Origin of the sequence: Micromonospora sp. NPDC049580 (assembly GCF_040675595.1) — a bacterium.
Classification (GTDB): domain Bacteria; phylum Actinomycetota; class Actinomycetes; order Mycobacteriales; family Micromonosporaceae; genus Micromonospora.
Window position 1 is genome coordinate 1 of the sequence record NZ_JBFAPG010000052.1, and the last position, 21198, is coordinate 21198.

At 72.9% G+C, this 21198-nt stretch carries 17 protein-coding genes; 4 read left to right on the plus strand and 13 right to left on the minus strand.

Annotated elements, in window-relative coordinates; all coding sequences use genetic code 11:
• Nucleotides 1–44: 44 nt before the first annotated feature.
• Nucleotides 45–1898: an adenylyl cyclase gene (locus tag AB0J68_RS07290; protein WP_363936863.1), complete on the minus strand. Its 1854-nt coding sequence runs from the start codon at nucleotides 1896–1898 to the stop codon at nucleotides 45–47.
• A gap of 173 nt (nucleotides 1899–2071) precedes the next feature.
• Between AB0J68_RS07290 and AB0J68_RS07295 the strand changes: the two genes are divergently transcribed.
• Nucleotides 2072–2713: a GNAT family N-acetyltransferase gene (locus tag AB0J68_RS07295; RefSeq protein WP_363936866.1), complete on the plus strand. Its 642-nt coding sequence runs from the start codon at nucleotides 2072–2074 to the stop codon at nucleotides 2711–2713.
• Nucleotides 2714–2728: 15 nt separating this feature from the next.
• Here the strand turns inward: AB0J68_RS07295 and AB0J68_RS07300 are convergent, their stop codons facing one another.
• Nucleotides 2729–2965, minus strand: coding sequence for a hypothetical protein (locus AB0J68_RS07300; RefSeq protein ID WP_354859160.1), 237 nt, complete (start codon nucleotides 2963–2965; stop codon nucleotides 2729–2731).
• Complete coding sequence (locus AB0J68_RS07305; protein WP_354859158.1) at nucleotides 2958–3554, minus strand: DJ-1/PfpI family protein; 597 nt, start codon at nucleotides 3552–3554, stop codon at nucleotides 2958–2960. Before AB0J68_RS07305 ends, AB0J68_RS07300 begins: the two co-directional genes overlap by 8 nt.
• Before the next feature lie 53 nt (nucleotides 3555–3607).
• Between AB0J68_RS07305 and AB0J68_RS07310 the strand changes: the two genes are divergently transcribed.
• Both AB0J68_RS07310 and AB0J68_RS07315 read left to right on the plus strand, forming a co-directional pair.
• Complete coding sequence (locus tag AB0J68_RS07310; RefSeq protein WP_363936868.1) at nucleotides 3608–4549, plus strand: helix-turn-helix domain-containing protein; 942 nt, start codon at nucleotides 3608–3610, stop codon at nucleotides 4547–4549.
• Between the two features lie 137 nt (nucleotides 4550–4686).
• Nucleotides 4687–4875 carry a hypothetical protein gene (locus AB0J68_RS07315; protein ID WP_354859154.1) on the plus strand — a complete coding sequence of 63 codons (189 nt, stop codon included), beginning with the start codon at nucleotides 4687–4689 and terminating at the stop codon, nucleotides 4873–4875.
• A gap of 129 nt (nucleotides 4876–5004) precedes the next feature.
• On the opposite strand, the gene AB0J68_RS07320 is transcribed toward AB0J68_RS07315, so the two are convergent.
• Nucleotides 5005–5772 carry an alpha/beta hydrolase gene (locus AB0J68_RS07320; protein ID WP_355066489.1) on the minus strand — a complete coding sequence of 256 codons (768 nt, stop codon included), beginning with the start codon at nucleotides 5770–5772 and terminating at the stop codon, nucleotides 5005–5007.
• Between the two features lie 59 nt (nucleotides 5773–5831).
• Between AB0J68_RS07320 and AB0J68_RS07325 the strand changes: the two genes are divergently transcribed.
• Nucleotides 5832–8873, plus strand: a complete 3042-nt coding sequence (locus AB0J68_RS07325; protein WP_363936870.1) for a BTAD domain-containing putative transcriptional regulator — start codon at nucleotides 5832–5834, stop codon at nucleotides 8871–8873.
• Nucleotides 8874–8901: 28 nt separating this feature from the next.
• Here AB0J68_RS07325 and AB0J68_RS07330 read toward each other — a convergent pair whose 3' ends face one another.
• The 9 genes from AB0J68_RS07330 to AB0J68_RS07370 form a co-directional block, all read right to left on the minus strand.
• On the minus strand, nucleotides 8902–9456 hold the full coding sequence (locus AB0J68_RS07330; protein WP_354859149.1) for a dihydrofolate reductase family protein: 555 nt from the start codon (nucleotides 9454–9456) through the stop codon (nucleotides 8902–8904).
• 71 nt (nucleotides 9457–9527) lie between these two features.
• Nucleotides 9528–10070 (minus strand): hypothetical protein, encoded by a 543-nt coding sequence (locus AB0J68_RS07335; protein WP_354859146.1) that lies wholly within the window; start codon nucleotides 10068–10070, stop codon nucleotides 9528–9530.
• 17 nt (nucleotides 10071–10087) lie between these two features.
• Nucleotides 10088–11923, minus strand: a complete 1836-nt coding sequence (locus AB0J68_RS07340) for a prolyl oligopeptidase family serine peptidase (protein WP_363936874.1) — start codon at nucleotides 11921–11923, stop codon at nucleotides 10088–10090.
• The gene (locus AB0J68_RS07345; RefSeq protein ID WP_363936876.1) at nucleotides 11924–13702 is read right to left on the minus strand and encodes an N-acetylglutaminylglutamine amidotransferase; all 1779 of its coding nucleotides are present in this window, start codon (nucleotides 13700–13702) and stop codon (nucleotides 11924–11926) included. It abuts the gene before it with no gap.
• Nucleotides 13703–13800: 98 nt separating this feature from the next.
• Nucleotides 13801–16467 carry a carboxylate--amine ligase/circularly permuted type 2 ATP-grasp protein gene (locus AB0J68_RS07350; RefSeq protein ID WP_363936888.1) on the minus strand — a complete coding sequence of 889 codons (2667 nt, stop codon included), beginning with the start codon at nucleotides 16465–16467 and terminating at the stop codon, nucleotides 13801–13803.
• 251 nt (nucleotides 16468–16718) lie between these two features.
• A complete protein-coding gene (locus tag AB0J68_RS07355; RefSeq protein WP_363936881.1) occupies nucleotides 16719–18119 on the minus strand; it encodes a cellulase family glycosylhydrolase in 1401 nt (466 codons plus the stop codon).
• Between the two features lie 116 nt (nucleotides 18120–18235).
• Nucleotides 18236–19099 carry a hypothetical protein gene (locus AB0J68_RS07360; RefSeq protein WP_363936884.1) on the minus strand — a complete coding sequence of 288 codons (864 nt, stop codon included), beginning with the start codon at nucleotides 19097–19099 and terminating at the stop codon, nucleotides 18236–18238.
• Between the two features lie 115 nt (nucleotides 19100–19214).
• Entirely contained in the window at nucleotides 19215–19976 is a 762-nt protein-coding gene (locus AB0J68_RS07365; protein ID WP_355066483.1) for a maleylpyruvate isomerase family mycothiol-dependent enzyme, read from the minus strand.
• 54 nt (nucleotides 19977–20030) lie between these two features.
• The gene (locus tag AB0J68_RS07370) at nucleotides 20031–21053 is read right to left on the minus strand and encodes a S66 peptidase family protein (protein WP_363936887.1); all 1023 of its coding nucleotides are present in this window, start codon (nucleotides 21051–21053) and stop codon (nucleotides 20031–20033) included.
• Nucleotides 21054–21198: the final 145 nt, after the last annotated feature.

The window sequence follows — 21198 nt, forward strand, 5'->3', positions numbered from 1 at the left end:
GCCGCTCGCCGGCGCCGGCCCTTTCGTTGGTACGCCCCGAAGCGTTACGAGGCCGGGTACTGCGCGATGTAGACCGGCACGCCGATCTTCGTCGTGTCGGCCGCGTCGCCGACGCCGTTGACCACGTGATCGATCGTGCCCGCGCTGAGGTTGACGGTCATGATGTGGTGCAGTCGCACGCCCGGCCGGTTCGGGACCTCGAAGCCGTTCTCGGTGTGGATCGACGGGTTGTTCTGGTTGAAGACGTACACCCCGCCGCCGTAGAGGTCGTGGTGGCGTACCCGGTCGCCGACCTTGTAGCCGGCGAACCCCTCGACCGGGCCGTTCATCCAGTCGGCCTGCGTCGGCGGGTCGTACGGCAGCTCGTTCTGGTAGAGGATCGTGGTGCCGTGCTCGCCGTTCCAGACGGTGTTGTAGCGCTGGAAGTGCTCGACGAACAGGCCGGTGGCCGTCACGTGGTCGCCGTTGATGACGGCGCCGTAGCGGCCGGTATTGGTCCGCCAGCGGTCGGTGTCGCCGTTGACGCCCTCGGTGAAGCCCTCGACCCCGTGGTCGCCGCGCCACACCCAGGTGTGGTCGATGAGCACGTTGTCGCTGTTGACCTCCAGCGCCGTGTTGGTCCGGCCGATGTGCGGGCCGCCGACCCGGAAGTACACGTCGGACAGCGTGGTCGGGTTGGCCGGGCTGCTGGCGTCGTGGCCGTGCTGCCGGCCCACCCGCAGCAGGACCGGCGACTCGACCGTGCCGGCGTCGATCGTGACGCCGGCGACGATCACGCCGGGCACTCCTGCGACGTCCAGCGGGACGGCGCCGTTCACCGCGGTGAGGGTGGCATGGCCGATGCCGAGCACCACCGTGTTGGCCCGCCGGATCTCGATGCTCCGGGCGATGTCGTAGACGCCCGGGGTGAGCAGCAGGTGCTTGCCACGCGCGAGCTGACTGTTGATCACCTGCACCGGGTCGGACGGCTTGGCGATGAAGAAGTCGTCGATCCCGATGGTCCGCCCGGGGGTCATCCCGTTCGCCCACGAGACGCCCCGGCTGTCGCGCTGCGCCGCCGGCACCCGCACGTTGTAGTGGCCCTTGCCGTCGACGTACAGGTACGGCTTCTCCCGGCTCACCGGCGTGGTGTCGAGGGTGGTGTACGGCGGGTCCGGGAACGTGGCGTCGTCCGGTGCGCCTTCGACGCCCGCGAAGACCTGGTTCCACACGGCGTTGGACCACCCGGCGATCTCGCTGTTGCGGGTGAGCCACTGCTGCTGCGAGCCGTTGGTGGTGGCCGGCAGCCGCGAGTCGGCGATGAAGCCGCCGCTGGCGTACTGCGGACCGGCCGTGCAGTAGTCCATCAGGGACAGCCCGCCGCCGGTGATGTTCAGCCGGCGCATCGAGACCGCCTGGGACACCGCCCAGAAGTTCGCCGTCGACCGGCAGCCGTCCTGGCCGGCGGCGTTGACGGTGAGCGAGAGGTTGGACAGGGTGCGCCAGAAGTTGACCAGCGCGAGGCAGTTGCCGGTGCCGCCGTCGGCCAGGCAACGGTTGTAGACCTCCAGCTTGCCGTTGACGGCGACGTCGGTGGGCGACGCGCCCAGGCCGGCGACCTCGGTGTAGTAGCCGACCTTGGCCTGCAACGGCTGCTCGGCCGTGCCGTACGCGCCCGGCTTGAACAGGTAGGCGTGCCGCTCGGTGCCCATCTCGTTGTCGACCTGCCGGGCGTGCGCGGCGTCGAGGGTCTGCTGGATCTCGCTGACCGGCATGGTCGGGTCGAAGATCGTCACGTTCGGCCCGAAGTCGGGTGTGCCGTGGGTCGGGCGGCCGGCGGTGGCGGCGGTGCCGGTCGTCGTGAGGGCGGTGGTGACCAGAAGGGCGAGCAGGAGGGTACGTCGGGACGGGGTTGTCATGTGGTTCGTCCTCTCCGCTGACCGGGTCGTACTCCCGGCGCAGCTGGGGCGGTGAGAGCGCTCTCCGGTGTTTCTACCCGCTTAGGCGGCCCCACGCCATGACCGGGGACGGCGAACTTCGGGCCGGGCCGGTGAGAATGGACGGTGGTTCGCAACTCAAGGAGGCGACGATCGTGGGTAGCACGTTGGCCGACGTCCTGGACGCGGCGGCACGCGGGCACTTCCCGCCGCCGGACGGCGGGACCACCATCGTGCCGCAGCACAGCCGTCGGGACGCCGGGGTGATCGCGTTCACCGCCCACTCCGTGGTGTTCACCGACGAGGACCCCGACTGGGTCCGCCGTACCCTGGCCGCCCTCGACTGCGACGCTCTGGCGGCCACGATGAATCCGCGTTTCCTGAGCGCGCTGCTCGACCGCACCGGACGGTCGACGGACACCATCGACCTGCTGACCGTCGCCTCCCCGCTCGCCGGTGCGCCCCCGCTGGCGCTGCGCGAGCTGACCGACGCCGATCATCCCCGCGAGGCCAGGGCGCGCAGGCGTCGTGACGACGTCCGCGTCTGGGCGGCCGAGGGCGGTGTGGTCGTACTCGGCCGTGGCGTGGCGGGTCGCTGGGAGGCGGCGATCGAGGTCGACGAGGACGTTCGCCACCGGGGCCTGGGTCGGGCGCTGGCGACCGCCGCCCGGCACCTGGTGCCCGACGGGCAGCCGGTCTGGGCACAGCAGGCCGCCGGCAACGCGCGCAGTGTGCGTGCCTTCCAGGCGGCCGGCTTCCGACCGGTGGGCGCCGAAGCGCTGCTCCTGGAGAAGTAGCCTCTCCGGGCGCCCCTACAGGTCCGCGCCCAGGAACTCGTCGATCATCGGGGCCAGCCAGTCGGCGCGCTGCGGGATCGTGGTGTGGGTGGTGCCCGGCAGGATGGCCAGCCGGCAGGCCGGCAGACCGGTCAGGTCGCCGGGCACCCCGCCGCCGAGCAGCCGGAACATCCGCACCGCGTGCTCGGGCTGGACGATGTCCGAGTCGGCCAGCACAATCATGGCGGGCGCGGCCAGGGCATCGTCAGTCACCGTCCACCATTGTGCCGCCGACGGTTCCGACCGCTCGCTGGTACTCGATCGTCGCGGCGACCCGGTCCGCAGTGGCTGCATCCATCTCGCGTTCCGTGATCCACAGGGCCAGGTCCAGCCCGGCGGAGAGCGCGCCTGCGGTGATGCGGTCGCCGTCGTCGACCACCCGCTGATCGAGGACAGTGACGCCGTACGCCCGTAACTCCTCGTAGGCGTTGCGGTTGGTGGTCGCGCGCCGGCCGGTCAACAGTCCGGCGGCGGCGAGCAGGAGGCTACCGGTGCACACCGACGCCATCCAGCGCGTCGAGGGGGCCAGCGCGGCCAGCCGGGCAGGCAGCACCCCGTGCTGCGCCTGCGCCCAGGACCCCGCAGCGGCCCGATTCAGCCATCCCCCGCCCGGTACGACGACACCGTCGGCCTGCCCGAGCACCACCGGCACATTGAGCTGGACCCCCCGCATGCTGCGTACCGGCCCCGGCCGCTCGACGGCGACCAGCTCGACGGTGAACCCCGCCATCGCCAGCACCTCGAAGGGTCCGAACACGTCCAGTTCGTCGAAGCCATCGAAAACCACGATCTCTACTCGCACCGGGCCAGGATCTCGTCCGGTCGTCGGCCCTGACGAGTGGCATTCTTGCCACTGTGCACAAGCAATCCGCCACGCACCGGGTCGCCGTACTCGCCCTACCGCCGGTCGTCGCTTTCGACCTGACCATCGCGACGCACGTCTTCGGTCACGAGGGCCAGGGCCGGTACACGACCGTCGTCTGCTCCCCGGACGGCGGCGCCGTGCCGACCACGACGGCGGGACTCGGCATGACCGTCGGCGCAGGTCTTGAAGCCGTGCGCAACGCGGACACCGTCATCGTGCCCGGCTTCAGGCGCGGAGCCGCGCCGGCCCGAGCGCTCGACGCCCTGGTCGCCGCGTACGAACGGGGTGCTCGTGTCGCGTCGATCTGCACCGGCGCGTTCGCGCTCGCCCAGGCCGGGCTGCTCGACGGCCGGCGGGCCACCACCCATTGGGTCCACGCCGAGGCGCTGGCCCGCGAACACCCCACGGTCACCGTCGATGCGAACGCGCTGTACGTCGACGAGGGACAGGTGTTAACCAGCGCCGGGCTGGCCGCCGGCCTCGACCTGTGCCTCTACCTGGTCGGCCGGGACCACGGCCAGACGGCGGCCATCGAGCGCGCCCGCGTCATGGTCACTCCCCTGCACCGGGCCGGCGGTCAGGCGCAGTTCATTCCCCTCCAACCCACCGATGCCGCTGACCTGACCGTGGTCACCGAATGGGCGAACGCCCACCTGCACCTGCCACTGACCGTCGGGGACCTGGCCCGGCGCGGCCACCAGTCGACCCGTACGCTGCACCGCAACTTCCGGCGGCGCTTCGGCATGAGCCCGCAGGCCTGGCTGACGCAGCAACGACTTCGTGCGGCGTGTGGCCTGCTCGAAGACGGCACGGTCACCATCGACGAGGTGGCCCGACGGACCGGGCTGGGCACCGCCACCAATCTGCGCGCCCACTTCCGCCGGGCCTTCGCCGCCACCCCCACCGCCTATCGCCAAGCCTTCAACCCCTGAACCCCGAGCCTCCCGCGATCTTGCACTTTGTGCGGCTGTCACGCGGCTTTCGCGCCTTACATCACCGCAGAAAGTGCAAGATCGGCGTGGGGGGCGCACCGAAGGGCTTGGGCGTGTTGCTGCTATACAAAGCAACCATGACGCGTGATCGGATCATCGCGGGACTGTTGCTGGTAGTCGCACTGCTCAGCCTGGCCGCTTCGAAGGCCGCGCCGTTCCTGGACGACGCCCCGCTGGCGGCACGAACGGCGATCGTGGTTCTCGGCGTGGCGTGCGGCCTCGGTGGCGTCTGGCTGTGGCTCCGACGCTCCCCCGAACAGCAGTAACCCACCCGCTCCACCTCCCGCTCCGTCGATCATGAAGTTGTGGTGGTGCGCAAAAGGGACTTTGGCGGCTAAGGTGGCCACCACAAGTCCATGATCGACGCCGCAGCCCGGGGCCGCTGGGAGTGTGGGTCACCGGGCTGGCACCGGCTCGGCCAGGAACTCGTCGATCATCGGGGCCAGCCAGTCGGCGCGCTGCGGGATCGTGGTGTGGGTGGTGCCCGGCAGGATGGCCAGCCGGCAGGCCGGCAGACCGGTCAGGTCGCCGGGCACCCCGCCGCCAAGCAGCCGGAACATCCGTACCGCGTGCTCGGGCTGGACGATGTCCGAGTCGGCCAGCACGATCATGGCGGGCGCGGCCAGGGCCCGGATCTGCTCGGGCGTCCACCGCGGCAGGTTCGCGTCCAGGACCTTCATCTTGGTGACCAGGGTGGCCCAGCCCGCCGGGTCCGGCGCGGTCCGCAGGTACTCCTCGTGGAACTCCGAGCCGTGCAGATGCTCCGGTTGCAGGTCCTGGATCCCGTCGAGCAGCCCGGGGTGCAGGCCGTCCTCGTCGAAGCTCACCGAGGCGAGGACGAGCCGCCCGACCCGCTCGGCGTGGTCGGTGCCCAGGCGCAGCGCCACCGCCGAGCCCATGCTCCAGCCGAACACGTCCGCCCGCTCGACACCCAACCGGTCGAGCAGCTCGACCACGTCGGCGGCGAAGTGCTCCACGGTCAGCGGACGGTCGACGTCCGGGGTGTGGCCGTGCGCCTGCAACTCCACGGCGATCACCCGCCGCGACTTCGCCAGGAACGGCAGGATCGTGCCGAACGAGGTGCCGATGCCGGAGAGCGCGCCGTGGATGAGCACCAGCGGCCGGCCCTCGTCACTGCCATGTGTCTCGTGATAGATCTCCATGCCCACACGGTGCGCCGGCGCGCTTACGGTCTGCTTCAGGTCGTCTTACCGGCGCTAAGATGTCCGCCGTGCAGTTCGGGGTGCTCGGGCCGCTCGCCGTGACCACGGACGCCGGCGAGCCGGTGGTGGTGCCCGGCACCAAGGTGCGCGCCCTCCTGGCGGACCTGCTGACCAACCGCAACCAGGTCGTCTCCGCCGACCGGCTCATCGACGACCTGTGGGGTGACGACTCCCCCGCCAACCCGGCCGGTGCCCTCCAGGTGCGGGTGTCGCAGCTGCGCAAGGCGCTCAACGACGCCGAGCCGGGCGCCCGCGACCTGGTCGAGTCCCGCGCTCCCGGCTACCTGCTGCGGGCCGGCACGGTCGACGCCGACCGATTCGCCGAGCTGGCCCGGCACACCGACGTCGACCGGTTGACCGAGGCCCTCGGGCTGTGGCGGGGCGAGGCGTACGCCGACGTGGCCGACGCCGAGTTCGTCCGCGCCGAGGCGACCCGACTCGCCGAGCAGCGCCTCGCCGTGCACGAGCGGCTCGCCGAAGCCCGGGTGGCCCGGGGTGAACACGACCTGGTCGCGGCCGACCTGGCCGAACTGGTCGCCCGACACCCGCTGCGCGAAGGCCTGCGGGCGGTGCAGCTGCGCGCGCTGTACGCGGCCGGTCGCCAGTCCGAGGCCCTGGACAGCTACGCCGACCTGCGGGACCGGCTCGCCGACGAGCTGGGCCTCGACCCCGGCCCCGAACTGGTCGCCCTGCACCGCAGGATCCTCGAACAGGACGCCGGCCTGAGCGCGCCGCCGAAGGCCGCGATCATCCGCAACAGCCTGCCGGCCCAGCTCGACGAGCTGGTCGGCCGGGCCGAGGCGTTGACCGGGCTGCGGGCCCTGCTGCCCGCGCAGCGCCTGGTCACGCTGATCGGGCCGGGCGGCGTCGGCAAGACCCGGCTGGCCACCGAGACCGCCCGCGGCCAGTCCTTTCCGGACGGCGTTCTGCTGGTCGAGCTGGCGCCGCTGCCGGCCGGCGACCCGGGCGTCGCCGAGCAGGTGCTCGGCGCGCTGGACGCCCGCGAGGCCGCCGGCACGAGCCTGTCGGCCACCGACCGACTCGTCGCAACGCTGCGGTCGCGGCACCTGCTGCTGGTGCTGGACAACTGCGAACACGTCATCGAGCCGGTCGCCGCGCTGGTGGCCCGGCTGCTGCGCGACGCGCCCGGGGTGCGCGTGCTGGCCACCAGCCGGGAGCCGCTTGGCCTGACCGGGGAGCTGCTCTGGGAGGTACCCCCGCTGTCGTTGCCCTCGGACAGCGACCCGGACACGGTCCGGCGCTCGGCGGCGGCCCGGCTGTTCGCCGCCCGCGCCGCCGCCCAGCACCGCGGCTTTCGTCTCGACGAGCACACCGCGGCGGCGGTCGCCCAGCTCTGCCGTCGCCTGGACGGCCTGCCGCTGGCGCTGGAGCTGGCCGCGACCCGCGTCCGCGCGCTGGGTCTGCGGGGTGTGGTGGACCGGCTCGACGACCGGTTCCGGCTGCTCACCACGTCTCAGCGCGACGTGCCGCCGCGACAGCGGACGCTGACCGCGGTGATCGGCTGGAGCTGGGACCTGCTCGACGACGCCGACCGCGCGGTGCTGGCCCGGCTCGCGGTGTTCGGCGACGGCTGCACCCCGGAGGCGGCCGAGTTCGTCTGCCGGACCGACCTCGACACACTGGCTCGCCTGGTGGACCGGTCGCTGGTGGTGCTCGACGACTCCGGCACCAGCCCCCGTTACCGGCTGCTCGAGTCGGTCGCCGCGTTCTGCCTGGACCACCTGGTCGACGGCGACGACACCCGGGCGCGGCACGCCGCGTACTACACCGACCTGGCCGAACAGGCCGACCCGCAGCTGCGCGGCCCCGACCAGCAGCGGTGGCTGGCGCTGCTCGACGCGGAGACGGTGAACCTGCGCGCGGCGCTGGTGCACGGCGGCGGGTTGCGGCTGGCCGTCGCGCTGAGCTGGTACTGGTACCTGCGGGGCCGGCTCACCGAGGCGCGGCGAGCCCTCGCGACGCCCGGCGATCCGACGCAGGAGAGCCGCGCCGCAGCCTGGCGGATCGGTTTCGCGCTGTTGCAGGGCGAGCACATCCCACCGGCCGAGGTGCGCGCCACCCTGGCCGGTGTCACCGACGCCCGAGCCGTCTGGTTCGCGGCGAACGCGGTACTCGGGAGCAGTGACCTGCCGCTGGCGTCGGAGCTGCTGCCCACCGCCGCCACCGATCCGTGGACCGAGGCCGCAGTGCTCAGCTCCCGGGCCATGATCGCGCACGCCGGCGGTGACCTGGCCGCGTTGGAGAGCGCGGCGACGCGCAGCACCGCGCTGTTCGCCGAGGTGGATGACCGGTGGGGCCGCCTCCAGGCGAACGACTGGGTGGGTGGGCTGGCCGAGATTCGCGGTGAGTACGAACGCGCGGCAGCCCTGCACCGGGAGGGGCTGCGCTGGGCCGAGGAGCTGGGGCTGTGGCCGCACGTGGCCGGCAAGCTGTCCTGGCTGGCCTGGATCGCGGTGCAGACCCGCGACTACGCGCAGGCCCGGGAGCTGGCCGAGCGCGCGTACCAGCTGGCGGTGGAACAGGGTTCGCCGAGCGCGATCGTCTTTGCCGAGCTCGGCCTCGGCTTCGCCGCCCGCCGCGACGGCAAGCTCGACCTGGCCACCACCCACCTCACCCGCCTCGCCGAGCAGGGGCGCAACGAGGCCCAGCCGGCGCTCTACCTGCCGATGGTCCTCGTGGAGTTGGGTTACGCGGTCGAGCAGAGTGGCGACCCCGCCGCCGCGCTGGCCCTGCACCTCGAGGCGTTCGACGTCGCCGAGGCGATGGCCACCGCACGCGACGTGCTCGGCCCGCTGGAGGGGATGGCGTCGGCGGTGCGGTCGCCCGAGGTTGCGGCCCGGCTGCTCGGCGCCGCGGCCGCCGCCCGGCAGGCCGCCGGCGTTCCGGCCGCGCCGGCGGAGCGCGACGACACCGACCGGGTGACCGAGCGGGTGCTCGCCGTGCTCGGCCGGGAACGGTTCGACGCGCTGGTCGCCGAGGGCGCGAAGCTGAGCCCGGGCGAGGCCCGGGCCCAGCTCTGATCAGCCGCTCAGCTCGCCGCTCAGCCGCTCAGCTCGCCGACTTCGGCCGGTACGAGGCGACGATCACGCCGCTCTTGTGCACCCGGGTGTCGACGAGGTCGAACGAGGCCGTGAAGTCCGTCAGCGGCACCGTCAGGCTTGGCGTGCCCTGCAGCACCGGGTGGATCCAGAAGCGGACCTCGTCCACCAGGCCCGCGGTGATCAGTTGGGCGGTGACCGAGCCGAAGCCGTACTGGATGATGTTCTTGCCGTCCTGGGCCTTGAGCGCTGTGACCGCCTCGACCAGGTCGCCCTGGAGCACCTCCGTGTTGTTCCAGGTGGGATTGGTGAGGGTGGTCGAGGCGACGTACTTCTTGACGTTGTTGAAGTAGGCGGCCCCGGTCATCGGGTCGCTCTCGTCCTGCTGCGGCCAGGCGACGGACATGCCGTCGTAGGTGGCCCGACCCATCAGCATCGCGTCCGCCCCGTCGGTCAGCTCGCCGGCTACGACGATGGACTCCTCGTCGAAGTACGGGCCGGTCCACACCGGGTTCTCGATGACGCCGTCGAGGGTGAGGTAGGTCGAGTTGATGAGCTTGCGCATCGGAATCTCCTGGGTGTCTGTCGTGTTCTGCTGACACCCGGAACACTGCCGGCCTCCGCTTACGATTCGCTTCAGATGCCCTTACCCGGGTCGGTCAGCGGGATCGGCAGCGCCTGCGGGGCCGCCGTGCCGCCGCCGGGCGAGTGCGCCGGCGCGGGCCGGTCGCCGGTGCGGCTGTGCAGGCGTCCGCGCCCGGCCGGCCCGGCGCGGCGGGTCACCTCGACGGTCACCATCCGCACCGGCGGTGGCGGCGCGGTGAAGCGGCCGACGCCCCAGCGCACCCAGATCGGGATCCGGCCGGCGTCGGCCTCGGCGGTCAGCTTCTGCACCGTACGCGCCCGGTCGGTGTGGTCGACCTCGATCACCACCGGTGGGCCGTCCGGTCGGGCGCACGCCACGTCGAGGACGGAGTGCCGCTGCTGCATCGGCGGCGGCAGCGGTACGACGCTGGGCGCGCGCCGGTAGACCCGCCACCGGTGCGCCTGACCCCACCCCACCACCGCGTCGATGATCCGCGCGGTCACCTCGTCGGTGTCCAGGTCGACGAAGGTCACGTCGGTCAGCCATCGGCTCAGGTCGGCGGCCAGCCGCTCACCCTGCTCCGTGACGTCCACCGGCGCAGGATAACGCCTCAGCCGAGGGTGGCCGGCGTCGCGGCGAGGTGCCGGGTGAGCCAGGCGGTGGTGGCCGTACGCGCCGTCTCGGCGTTGTCGCGGGCCAGGAAGTCGTGCCCCTCGCCGGTGAGCACGAGGTGCCCGTGCGGGACGTCCCGCGCGGCGAGGGCCCGCGCCACCTGGGCCGACTCGCCGGCCGGCACGTTGGTGTCGTTGGCGCCGTGGATGAGCAGCACCGGCACGTCGAGCTGGTCGATGTGGGTCATCGGCGACAGGTCCCGCAGCAGGTCGGCGTCGCGCACCGGGTCGCCGTACTTGCTGACGGCGGCGGCGGCGATCCACGGTTCGGTGCCGGCGTAGAACGTGCGGAAGTCGGAGATGCCGCACTCGGCCACACCCGCGGCGAACAACCCCGGGAAGTTCACCAGCACCGCCAGGACCAGGTAGCCGCCGTAGGAGCGGCCCAGGCAGCCGAGCCGGCCCGGGATCGCGACACCGCTGTCGAGCAGGTGGTCGGCGCACGCCGCCACGTCGGCGATGGCCCCGTAGCGGCCCGCGAGGTTGTCCGCGGCGACGAAGGTGCGGCCGAAACCCGACGAGCCGCGCACGTTGGGCGCGAACACCGCGACGCCCTGCGCGACGAGGGCCTGGAACAGCGGGTTGTAGCCGGGACGCTCCTGCGCCTCCGGGCCACCGTGCAGGCTGATCGCGGTCGGCCAGGGGCCCGGACCGGGCGGGCGGTAGAGCCAGCCGGACAGCGGCAACCCGTCGCGGGCGCGCAGGTCGACAAGCTGCGGGGCGACACCGCTGTCGCCCGTACGCGCGGCGCCGGTGTCCGGCCGCAGCGGGCGGGGCGTGCCGGTCACCGGATCGACCAGCCAGACCTCCCGAGGCTGCACCGGCCCCTGCGCGGTGACGCAGAGCAGGTCGCCGTCGGCGGCGAAGACGGCGCCGTCGAGCACCTCACCCGGGGCGGCGACGGCCCGCTGCACGCCGCTGGCGAGGTCCAGCAGGCTCAGCTCGCTGCGCCCGCCGTAGGTGTTCCACAACAGCGCGGCACGTCGCCGGTCGGCGCAGAGCGCGACGTGCTCCAGCTCGGCGTCCGGACGCGCCGCGAGCCGCGTCGGGGCCAGCGCCGGTCGCGCGAGGTCGACGCGCACCAGCGCGGCCAGCTCCGAGAACGCGTCGGTACGCGCCAGCACGCTCGTCCCGTCGGGGCCGAAGCAGCCCTGGTCGGTGCTGCCCCGGCCGGTGTCCGGCAGCAGCCGTACCCGGTCGCCGGTGGCCACGTCCAGCAACTCCAGCCAGCGGGCGTTACGCGGACCGCGACGCAGCAGGGCGGACCCGCCGTCCGGGCTGACGTCCAGGAGGGTGAGCAGGTCGCCCTCGGCGAGCACCCGCCGGTGCCCGGTGCCGGCGTCGACCAGCACGGCGGCACCCCGCTCGGCGGTCTCGGTGACCGCCATCAGCGCGCCGTCGGGCAGCCAACCGGCCAGGGCCGCGCTGTGGCGGCCGAACCCTGCGACCTGGCGGCGCTGCGTGCCGTCCGGGCGCAGCACCCACAGCTCGGTGCGGGGTGCGCCGCCGGGCGCGACGACGCAGGCCAGCCACTGCCCGTCCGGGGACCAGCTCACCGCCAGGACCGGTTCGTCGCCGCTGGGCAGCGCGACGGCCTCGGCCGCGTCGACGTCGCGGACCCAGACGGCCGGGATTCCGGCCCGGTCGGACAGGTACGCCACCCGTCGGCCGTCCGGCGACGGAGCGGGCGCGAAGTCCTCGCCGGGGGGCAGGATCACCGCCGGCCGGTGGCGCACGGGTCGGACCCGGCGCGGCACCTCGATCCGTACGCTCATCTAAACCCCGATCCGCTGCAACCAGAGCTCCAGCAGCCCGAGCTGCCAGAGCGCGTTGGAGCCCAGCGTGGTCCGCCGGGCGTTCGGCGCGTCCAGCAACTCCTCCACGTAGTCCTTGCGGAACAGGCCCCGGTCGCGCGCCGGTCGGGCGGTCAGCGCGTCCCGAACGTCGTCGAGCAGTGGGCCGGAGAGGTGCCGGATGGCGGGCACCGGGAAGTAGCCCTTCGGCCGGTCGATCACCTCGTCCGGGACGATGCCCCGGCTCGCCGCCTTCAGCACACCCTTGCCGCCCTGCGCCAGCTTCATGGCGGGTGGGCAGGCGGCGGCCAGCTCGACCACCTCGTGGTCGAGGAACGGCACGCGGGCCTCCAGCCCCCAGGCCATCGTCATGTTGTCGACCCGCTTGACCGGGTCGTCGACCAGCATCACCAGGCTGTCCAGGCGCAGCGCCGCGTCCAGCGCGGTGTCCGCGCCGGGCGCGCCGAAGTGCGCGGTGACGAACTCCAGGCTGGCGTCGTGGTCGAGCATCCACTCGGGCGCCAGGTGCCCGCCGAGCGCGTCGTGGCGACGATCGAAGAACACCCGGGCGTACGCCTCGACGGCGTCCGCGCGGGCCACGTTGGCCATCGGCGGGTACCAGTCGTAGCCGGCCAGGATCTCGTCGGCGCCCTGCCCGGACTGCACCACAGTGATCCGCTGCGAGACCTCCTCGGAGAGCAGGTGGAAGGCGACGCAGTCGTGGCTGACCATCGGCTCGCTCATCGCCGCGATCGCCCGGTGCACGGCGGGGACGAACCGCTCCGCGCCGATGCGGATCTGCTGGTGATCGGTGTCGAAGTGGCGGGCCATCAGGTCGGAGTAGTGGAACTCGTCGCCGCTCTCCCCCGCCGCCGCCTCGAAGCCGATGCTGAAGGTGGCCAGACCGGTCTGGCCCTGCTCGGCCAGCAGGGCGACGATCAGGCTGGAGTCGAGACCGCCGGAGAGCAGCACGCCGACCGGCACGTCGGCGACCATCCGCCGTCGTACGGCGGTGCGCAACGCCGCCATGAGCCGTTCCTGCCACTCGTCGGCGGACATGGCGGGGGCGGCGGCCCGGTTGAACTCCGGCCGCCAGTAGGTGGTGTCGGTGCTCCGGCCGTCCGCGGTGATCACCCGCACGGTGGCCGGCGGCAGCTTGCGGACCCCGGCGAGGATCGTGCGCGGCGGCGGCACCACCGAGTGGAAGCTCATGTAGTGGTGCAGCGCCACCGGGTCGAGGTCGGTGTCCACGTCACCGGCGGCGAGCAGCGCCGGCAGGGTCGACGCGAAGCGGATCCGGCCCGGCGTCTCGGCCAGGTAGAGGGGCTTGATGCCGAGCCGGTCGCGCGCCAGCACCAGGGTGTTCGTGGCCAGCTCGACCAGGGCGAACGCGAACATCCCGTAGAACCGCTCGACGCAGGCCGTCCCCCACCGGTGGTACGCCTTGAGGATCACCTCCGTGTCCGAGGTGGACCGGAAGGAGTAGCCGGCGGCGGTCAGCTCGTCGCGCAGCTCCCGGTAGTTGTAGATGCAGCCGTTGAAGACCATGGCGAGGCCCAGTTCGGGATCGACCATCGGCTGGGCGCCGGCGTCGGACAGATCGATGATGCGCAGCCGACGGTGCACCAGCGCCGCTGGGCCGTGCTGCCATCGCCCCTCGCCGTCCGGGCCCCGGGAGGACAGGACGGGGAGCATCCGCTCCAGCGCCGCCAGATCCGGTGGCGCCCCGTCGAGGCGGAACTCGCCTCCGATACCGCACATGGCACACACCTCTCATCGGCTCGGTCCGCTCGGGCCGCTGACCGGTCCAGGCTTGGTGGACCCGGTTGCGTCCCGATGACATCCGCATCAAGCGTGAGTTACGCCGGGGACTCCCCGGCTCCGCCGAGGAGCCAGGTGTCCTTCGAGCCACCTCCCCGCGAGGAATTGACGATCATGCTTCCGGCCGGCGCGACCCGGGTCAGCGCCACCGGGGCCACCTCCGCAGTCTCGCCGAGGAACACGAACGCCCGCAGGTCAACGTGGCGCGGCGCGAGGGCCGTACCGTCGAAGACCGGGTGGGTGGTGAGCGCGACCACCTCCTGGGCGATCCACCGGTGCGGCGCGGCGAGGATCTGCTCCCGGACGGCGTCCAGCTCCTCGGCCTCGGCACGCGGGCCGATCACCACGCGGTCCCCGCCGTACCCGTCGACCGGCTTGAGCACCAGCTCGTCGAGCCGGCCCAGCACCTCGGCGCGCTGCTCGGGCAGCCCGCACAGGTACGTCGGCACGTCGCCGAGCAGCGCCTTCTCCCCCAGGTAGTACTCGATGAGCCGGGGCACGTACGCGTACAGCGCCTTGTCGTCGCCGACGCCGTTGCCCAGCGCGTTGGCCAGCGTGAGCCGCCCGGCGTGCACCGCGGCCAGCAGCGGCCAGCCCAGCGGCACGCCGTCGGCGCCCGGGGCGTGCAGCACCGCGTCCTCGTCCATCCGCAGGTAGAGCACGTCGACCTGGCTGCGGCGGCCCTCTCGGACCAGGTGAACGCGGCCGTCGGACACCAGCAGGTCGCCGCTCTCGGTCAGCGGCACGCCCATCTCGTCGGCGAGGAGCCGGTGCTCGAACCAGGCCGGGTCGCCCGGACCGCTGCTGAGCACCACCACGGCGGGGTCGTCGGCGGCGGCGGGAGCGGCGGCGAGCAGCGCCCGGTGCAGCATCGCGGGTGTCTCGTCGGCGGGCAGCAGGTCATCGGGCACCGGCAGCTCGGGCAGCACCGCCCGGGTGAGCCGGCGGTTCTGCACGGCGTAGCCGATGCCCGAGGGCACCCGGAGGTTGTCCTCCAGCACGTACCAGCCGCCGGCCGGGTCGCGGACGAGATCGGTTCCGGACACCTGGGCCCGCGCGCCACGCCGGCCCATCAGCGCACCGGTCGGGCGCAGCCCCGGCGAGGACTCCACCACCCAGGCCGGGACGACCCCGTCGGCGACCACCGCCCGGTCGGCGTACACGTCGCGCAGGAACGCGTCGAGCGCGCGGGCGCGCTGCACCAGGCCGGTCCGCAGCGCCCGCCAGTCGTCGGCGGGCACGACCCGGGGCACCAGGTCGACCGGGAAGAGCCGGGTGCTGGCCTCACCGGCCACGCTGAACGTCACGCCCCGGGCGCGCTGCTCCTCGTCCCGGTCGTGCTCGCGTTGGCGCAGGCCAGCGGCGCCGAGGGTGCGCAGGGCGGCGAGCAGCGGACGGAACGTCGGCTCCGGCCCGTCCGGGCCGAAGACCTCGTCACCCGCATCGGCGTACGCGGACAGCGCGGGCGGTGGCGGCACACCGGGCAGGGGCGTACGCACCCGGCCCCGCGTCTCGTCGAGCAGCAGGTCGACCACGTCGGCCAACCGGCCCCGCCGCTCGTACGCCCGCCGCTGCCGCGCCGCGGAGCTGCCGCGCTCCAGCGCGTACCGGGTCAGCTCGCGGACCTGCTCCCAGTCACCGGTCGCCTCCAACTGCGGGCGCAGGTCGGTCACCAGGCGGCCGACCGCCTCGGCGGCCGGCACCGGCCGGGCCGAGCGAGGCAGGTCGAGCAGGTCGCCTTCCAGCCCGGAGCGGGCGGCCCGCCACACGGCGGCGCGCAGGACCGGCGGCCGGACGGCGGTGCGCTCGACTCCGGCGCGCAGGGCGGCGACCTCCCGGCGCACCAGCGCCCGGAACAGCCCGGTGAGCAGGACGATGGTCTCCACGTCGGCGTTGGCGTCGGTGATGCGCAGCTCCACGGTGGGCACGTGCGCCGACGGCCGAACGTCGAAGTAGATCATCGCGGGGTCGGTGATGGTCTCCGAGGAGATCAGCTCGGCTACGAGGGCCTCGTGGTCGGCCGCGCTGGTCACCTCGCCCGGGTCACCGGCCGTGGGCCAGCGCTGCCAGACCAGCGAGCGGACGCTTGCGTAGCCGCTGTCCTGACCCATCCAGTACGGCGAGCTGGTGGACAGGGCGAGCAGCACCGGCAGCCACGGCTGCACCCGCCGGGTGACGGCCACCGCCAGGTCCCGGTCTGAGACCCCGACGTGCACCTGCGCGCCGCAGATCAACTGCTCCCGGGCGAGCATCTGGTATTCGTCGAGCATCCGTCGGTAGCGCGAGGTGGGGGTGACGCTCGGGTCGCCGTCGGCGCGCAGCGGCACCGTGCCGGCCGCCACGATGCCCAGTCCGGCCCGGTCGGCGACCTGGACCGCCGACTGGCGCAGTCGGGTCAGCTCGGCGCGGATCTCGTCCAGGGTGCGGCAGACCGCGGTGTTGGTCTCCACCACGCTGCGGTGCAGCTCGGCGGTGAACGACGTGGCCGGCAGCCGGTCGAGCAGCTCCCCGGCCCGGGGCACCAGCTCCCGGGTGTGCAGGTCGACGACGTGGAACTCCTCCTCCACGCCGATGGTGGCGAGGTCGGCCGGGTCGTCGTGCACCGCCATCGCCGGGGCGGGACGGGACGTGGGCACGGCCCGACCGTTGCCGGACCGGCCCACCGGCCCGTCGAAGGTCGCCGCGTTCGTGGTGTTGTCGACCATGGTCACCCCGGTTCGCGTCTCGGTGGTCTCGACTGTCCGACGAGCGTTCCCAGGTTTGGTACCGGGGGCGTTTCCGGCGCGTTAAGGTGACGCGCCGTTCTGCCCCGTGGCCGCGCACCGACGAGGGGCGCCGCTGATCCTCTTCGGACACCTGGTCCCGTGATCGACACGGGATCGGCGATGTCGGGGCATCCCACTGGCCCGGATACCCCGACATCGGCGATCTGGAGTTGATCAAGCGCGCGGCCGGGTCACCTCATGTTGGCGACCACGAACGGCGCGTGGCCGTGCAGGTAGTTGTTCCACCCGCCGGTCACCGGCGCGCCGGGGCTGAGCAGGTTGGTGGTGTCGGTGCCGACGTCGAGCTTCCAGGCGGTCCAGGAGATGTTGTTCGCCTTCATCCAGTCGATCCAGGACTGCGCCTCCGGCAGGCAGGCCCGGCCGTCGAGGCCGCCGTCGGCGTTGCTGGCGCCCCACTCGGTGACGAACAGCGCCAGGCCGGCCCGGATCGCCGCGTCGCCCTTGGCGCGCAGTGACCCGCCGTGGGTGCACGAGTAGAAGTGCAGCGTGTACATGAGGTTGGTGCCGGCAACGGGGCTGGCCGCGGCGGCGTCCACGTCCTGCGACCAGGTCGGCGTCCCGAGCACGACGATGTTGTCCGGGTCGGCGGCGCGGATCGCGGACACGACCGCCTGGTGGTACGGCTTGATGACGCCGGTCCAGCTGAACTGCAGCGGCTCGTTCCACGTCTCCCAGATCACGTTGGGCAGGTGACCGTAGCGACGTGCCAGGTCACCGAAGAACGCCACCGCCTGGGACTGGTTGTTCTGCGCCTCGTGCGCGTGCCAGTCGACGATCACGTACACCCCGGCGGTGACCGCGTTGTTGATGATCGTCTCCACCTGCGCCCGCGCCCTGCCCGGATCGCTGAGGTACGCCCCGGCGGGCTCCACGCCCATCGCCGCGCGGATCACCTGGAGGTTCCAGTTGTCGCGCATCCAGGTCAGCGCGGACAGGTTCTCGGCGTAGGGAGCGGTCTCCCAGTTGAGCCACATGCTGCTGACGCCGCGCAGCTGCACCCGCGCGCCGTTCTTGTCGCACATCGTGGTGCCGCAGACCCGCAGCTGCCCGTACCGCTGCACGGGTGTGCCGGTCGTCGGCGGCGGTGTGGTGGGCGGCGGGGTCGTGGGGGGCGGAGTGGTCGGCGGCGGGGTCGTGGGGGGCGGAGTGGTCGGCGGCCGGGTCGTGGGCGGTGTGCCGCCGGTGCAGGACACGCTGTTGCCGTTGACGGTGCAGTTCACCGGAGTGCCGGAGCCGTTGACGAGGAAGCCGAACGACGTCGAGGCGCCGGCCCCGAGGGTGCCATTCCACGACACGTTGCTGAAGGTGTAGTGGTTGCCCGAGGTGGCCTGCTGGGCGTTCCACGACTGGCTGATGCTCGACCCGGCCGGCAGGTCGAACTCGACCCGCCAACTGCTGATCGGCGCGGAGGTGTCGTTGGTGACCGTGACCTGGCCCTGATAGCCACTGCCCCAGTTGTTGGTCACGGAGAACACGACAGTTGCCGCGCTGGCCGGCGTGGCGATCATCGCCACCGCGCCGGCGAGCAGGCCGGCGACGGCCAGCGACGTGACAAGTCTCAGTGTGCGCATGCGGAACCCGCTTCTCTTCGACGGTGATGGTCTGAGGCGGGGCGGCGCCTTCACGCACAGTATCGATCAACGACGATGTCCGGCAAGACGGGACGCGATGCCCGCCGCTCGGCAGGTCAACCCCGCCGCCAGCCCCAACGGCGCGAACCGGTCGCGTCCCCCGACCCACCCTTCTCCCGGGCCAGCATCTCGGCCGCGACCCGCAGTTTCTGGGCGGGCTCCGCGGCGGCCGGGCCCAGCGTCTCCACGAACCGGTTGCCCATCGCCAGCACCATGGCCGCCCGGTCGAGGTCGCCGATCAGCACCAGGCACTGGGCGTACACCCCGTAGGTGTTGGCCATCTCCCAGAAGGTCAGCGGACGCGCCAGGTCGAGCAGCCCCTGCCGCAGCTCGCAGGCCCGCGACGCCGCCAGCGCCGCCTCCTGGGCACCGTCGCCCGACGACGGCCGCGTGAGGTGCCGGTGCAGCAGCGCCGTCGCCCGGTTGTGGTAGGCCGTGCCCATCGCCTCCCGGGTGCGGGGCCCGGCGGACGGCGGAGATCCGGCGGAGGTCAGACCCACCGTCACGGCCCGTTCCAGCAGGTCCCTGCGCGTGGCGGGCTGACCGGCGGCGAACGAGACCTCGGCCAGGTCCACCAGTGCGGTGATCAGCTCGGCGAGGGCGTCGTCCCGGGGCGCCGCCGCCACGTTGCCGCCCTCGGCCGCCACGGCGTCGTACACCCGCTCGAAGACGACCACCGCCTCCCCGCCGGGCGCCATCCCGTCGGCGGCCCTGCCGCGCGCCGAGAGCAGCATGCTGTGCCGCCACAGCGCCCGGGCCAACTGCTGCTGGTCCTCGCGGACCCCACCCGGACCGCGCACCGCCTCCCGGTACGCCTCGATCACCCGGACCCACAACCGGTCCGCCTCCGCCCAGGTGCCCTGTCGCGCCGAACGCTCCCGCGCCTGCTCGAACAACCGTCGCCGCTCGTCCGGTCCCATCGTGCGCACCGCCCTTCGTGGTCGCCCCCAGCCCACACCGCCAAAAGCAGTGAGACTCGTCGATTCTAGGTCGCCCCGATGGTCACCACCCGCGCCCACTGCGGCGGGCACCGCCTCACTGGGTGGCGACGACGATGCAGCGCCGCAGCTCAGCCACCGCCTCCGGCGGCCCCTCGACGCTGACGCCACTCGGCTCGGCGGCAAGCTCCCGGCCCCACAGCCAACGCAGCATCGCCGCTGGCGGGCCGGTCACCGTCACGTCGGCGGCGTCGGCGACGCCGTCGGTCACCGTGAACACCCCGGGTTCGGTACGCACCGACCACGCCGTGTCGTCGGCGCGGACGACGAACGTCCAGCCCGGCGAGCCGGCCAGGATCTCGCGGAAGGAGTCGGCCCACTCGGCCACCGAGTACTCCAGGAACACGCGAAGCAGCTCGTCGACGCCGTCCACGGCGAGGTCGGCCGGAATGGGCGCGACCGGCGCCCCGACGCCCAGCTCGGCATCGATGCGGTGGATGACGGTCTCCTGTGCCATCCGGCGGATCCAGAAGCCGACGAAGCGGCCGGGCGCGTACCACGAGCCCGCCGCGTCCAACGGGTCGTGGGCGGCGAACTCGGCCCGCAGCTCGGCGTACGCGCGGTCGAGCAGCGCCAGCGGCTCCTCGGATGCCAGCTCCGCCGGGGGCCACGGCTCCGGCTCGGCGCCCTCACGAATGGCCAGGGTCTTGTGGAGGTAGACGTCGCCCACGTGACGGGTGAGGTCGGCGACGCTCCAGCCTGGACACGTGGGCACCGGAGCGCCGAAATCGGTCGGCACGACGGCACGCAGCCGGGCGAAGTCGGCCGCAAGGCAGTCAAGATATCGTGAGTAGTCCATGCCGGACAGCTCAGCACGTCGCACCGACAGCCTCGCGCTACGCGCCCGCTGGTCTCAGCCGACCGGTCCGGTCGTCGCGTGCGGCCGTACCGCCGGTTCCAGCAGCGACAACGTCCGCTGCCGCGCGTCGAGGGCGACGCGGACGCCGACCGGCATCGGCAGGTTGGGGCCCGCGTGTCCGAACTCGACGTTGCCCAGGACCGGGATGTCACGGTCGCCGAGGACATCGAGCACCATCTCGGGCAGGGTCGGGGACGCGTCGGGCGTGTCGAGCCCGTCGATCGCGTGCGGAACGCCCACGACCATGCCGGCGATCCGGTCGAGAATGCCGGCGTGCCGCAGCACGTGCAGATAGCTCCACACGTACGACGCCTGGCCGCCCATCTCCTCCCAGAACAGCACCGCGCCGTCGAACCAGTCGAGCGGCAGCGCGTACCGCGTCGCCTGCACCAGCGCGATGCGATTGATCACCCCGCCGATGAGCCGACCTTCGGCACGACCGGGACGCCAGCACTCCCAGGACGGGCTGGCCTGCAGCGCGCCGAGCGGCTCCGTGCCGGTCAGCAGCGTCGAATAGAGCCTCTCCAGCTCTGCCCTGCGCGCCGCGGGCGCACGCTGCCACGCGCCGCCGAGCCCGGGCGTGGCCAAATCGGTGTGGAACCCGACCAGACCCGTACGCGCGTACAGCACCAGGTGCAGCAGCGAGATGTCGCTGTAGCCCAGGATCGGCTTGGGGTCGACGACGATCGCCTCGACGTCGATCAGGTCGAGGTAGCCGAACGCCGTCTGACCGCCGTCGTGCGCGATGATGGCGCGCACCTCGGGATCACGCAGGAGCCCGTTGAATTCGCCGGCGATCTCCATTGGCGTGGCCGCGCTCCACCAGCGCTGCCGTCCCGCGTCGAGCAGTGGCGCCCGGCGCACGCGGAACCCCATCCGCTGGAGCACGACCACCGCCTGCGCGAGGTCGGGCTCGTAGGCGGCATGCAGCGGCCCGGACAGCGCGGCGACAACGACCAGATCGCCGGGCCGCAGCGCAGGCGGTCGAAGCAGTTGAGGCGATGCGGAACCGGTCACCGACGCAGTGTCCCGACACGGGCACCAGCGCGCCACACCATTTCCGATCAAGATCCACCCTGCGTACGGGTGCGGGGGGCCGGCCCGGGCGGGCCGGCCCCGAGGGGGTCCGGCCGCCCGGCGTACGCGGGAGGCCAGGTGCGTG

Coding starts and splice junctions, on each gene's coding strand:
- AB0J68_RS07340 (WP_363936874.1), bottom strand. CDS start 11,923: ATGAGCGTACGGATCGAGGTGCCGCGCCGGGTCCGACCCGTGCGCCAC.
- AB0J68_RS07365 (WP_355066483.1), bottom strand. CDS start 19,976: ATGGACTACTCACGATATCTTGACTGCCTTGCGGCCGACTTCGCCCGG.
- AB0J68_RS07290 (WP_363936863.1), bottom strand. CDS start 1,898: ATGACAACCCCGTCCCGACGTACCCTCCTGCTCGCCCTTCTGGTCACC.
- AB0J68_RS07330 (WP_354859149.1), bottom strand. CDS start 9,456: ATGCGCAAGCTCATCAACTCGACCTACCTCACCCTCGACGGCGTCATC.
- AB0J68_RS07350 (WP_363936888.1), bottom strand. CDS start 16,467: ATGGTCGACAACACCACGAACGCGGCGACCTTCGACGGGCCGGTGGGC.
- AB0J68_RS07320 (WP_355066489.1), bottom strand. CDS start 5,772: ATGGAGATCTATCACGAGACACATGGCAGTGACGAGGGCCGGCCGCTG.
- AB0J68_RS07345 (WP_363936876.1), bottom strand. CDS start 13,702: ATGTGCGGTATCGGAGGCGAGTTCCGCCTCGACGGGGCGCCACCGGAT.
- AB0J68_RS07355 (WP_363936881.1), bottom strand. CDS start 18,119: ATGCGCACACTGAGACTTGTCACGTCGCTGGCCGTCGCCGGCCTGCTC.
- AB0J68_RS07315 (WP_354859154.1), top strand. CDS start 4,687: ATGACGCGTGATCGGATCATCGCGGGACTGTTGCTGGTAGTCGCACTG.
- AB0J68_RS07325 (WP_363936870.1), top strand. CDS start 5,832: ATGTCCGCCGTGCAGTTCGGGGTGCTCGGGCCGCTCGCCGTGACCACG.
- AB0J68_RS07360 (WP_363936884.1), bottom strand. CDS start 19,099: ATGGGACCGGACGAGCGGCGACGGTTGTTCGAGCAGGCGCGGGAGCGT.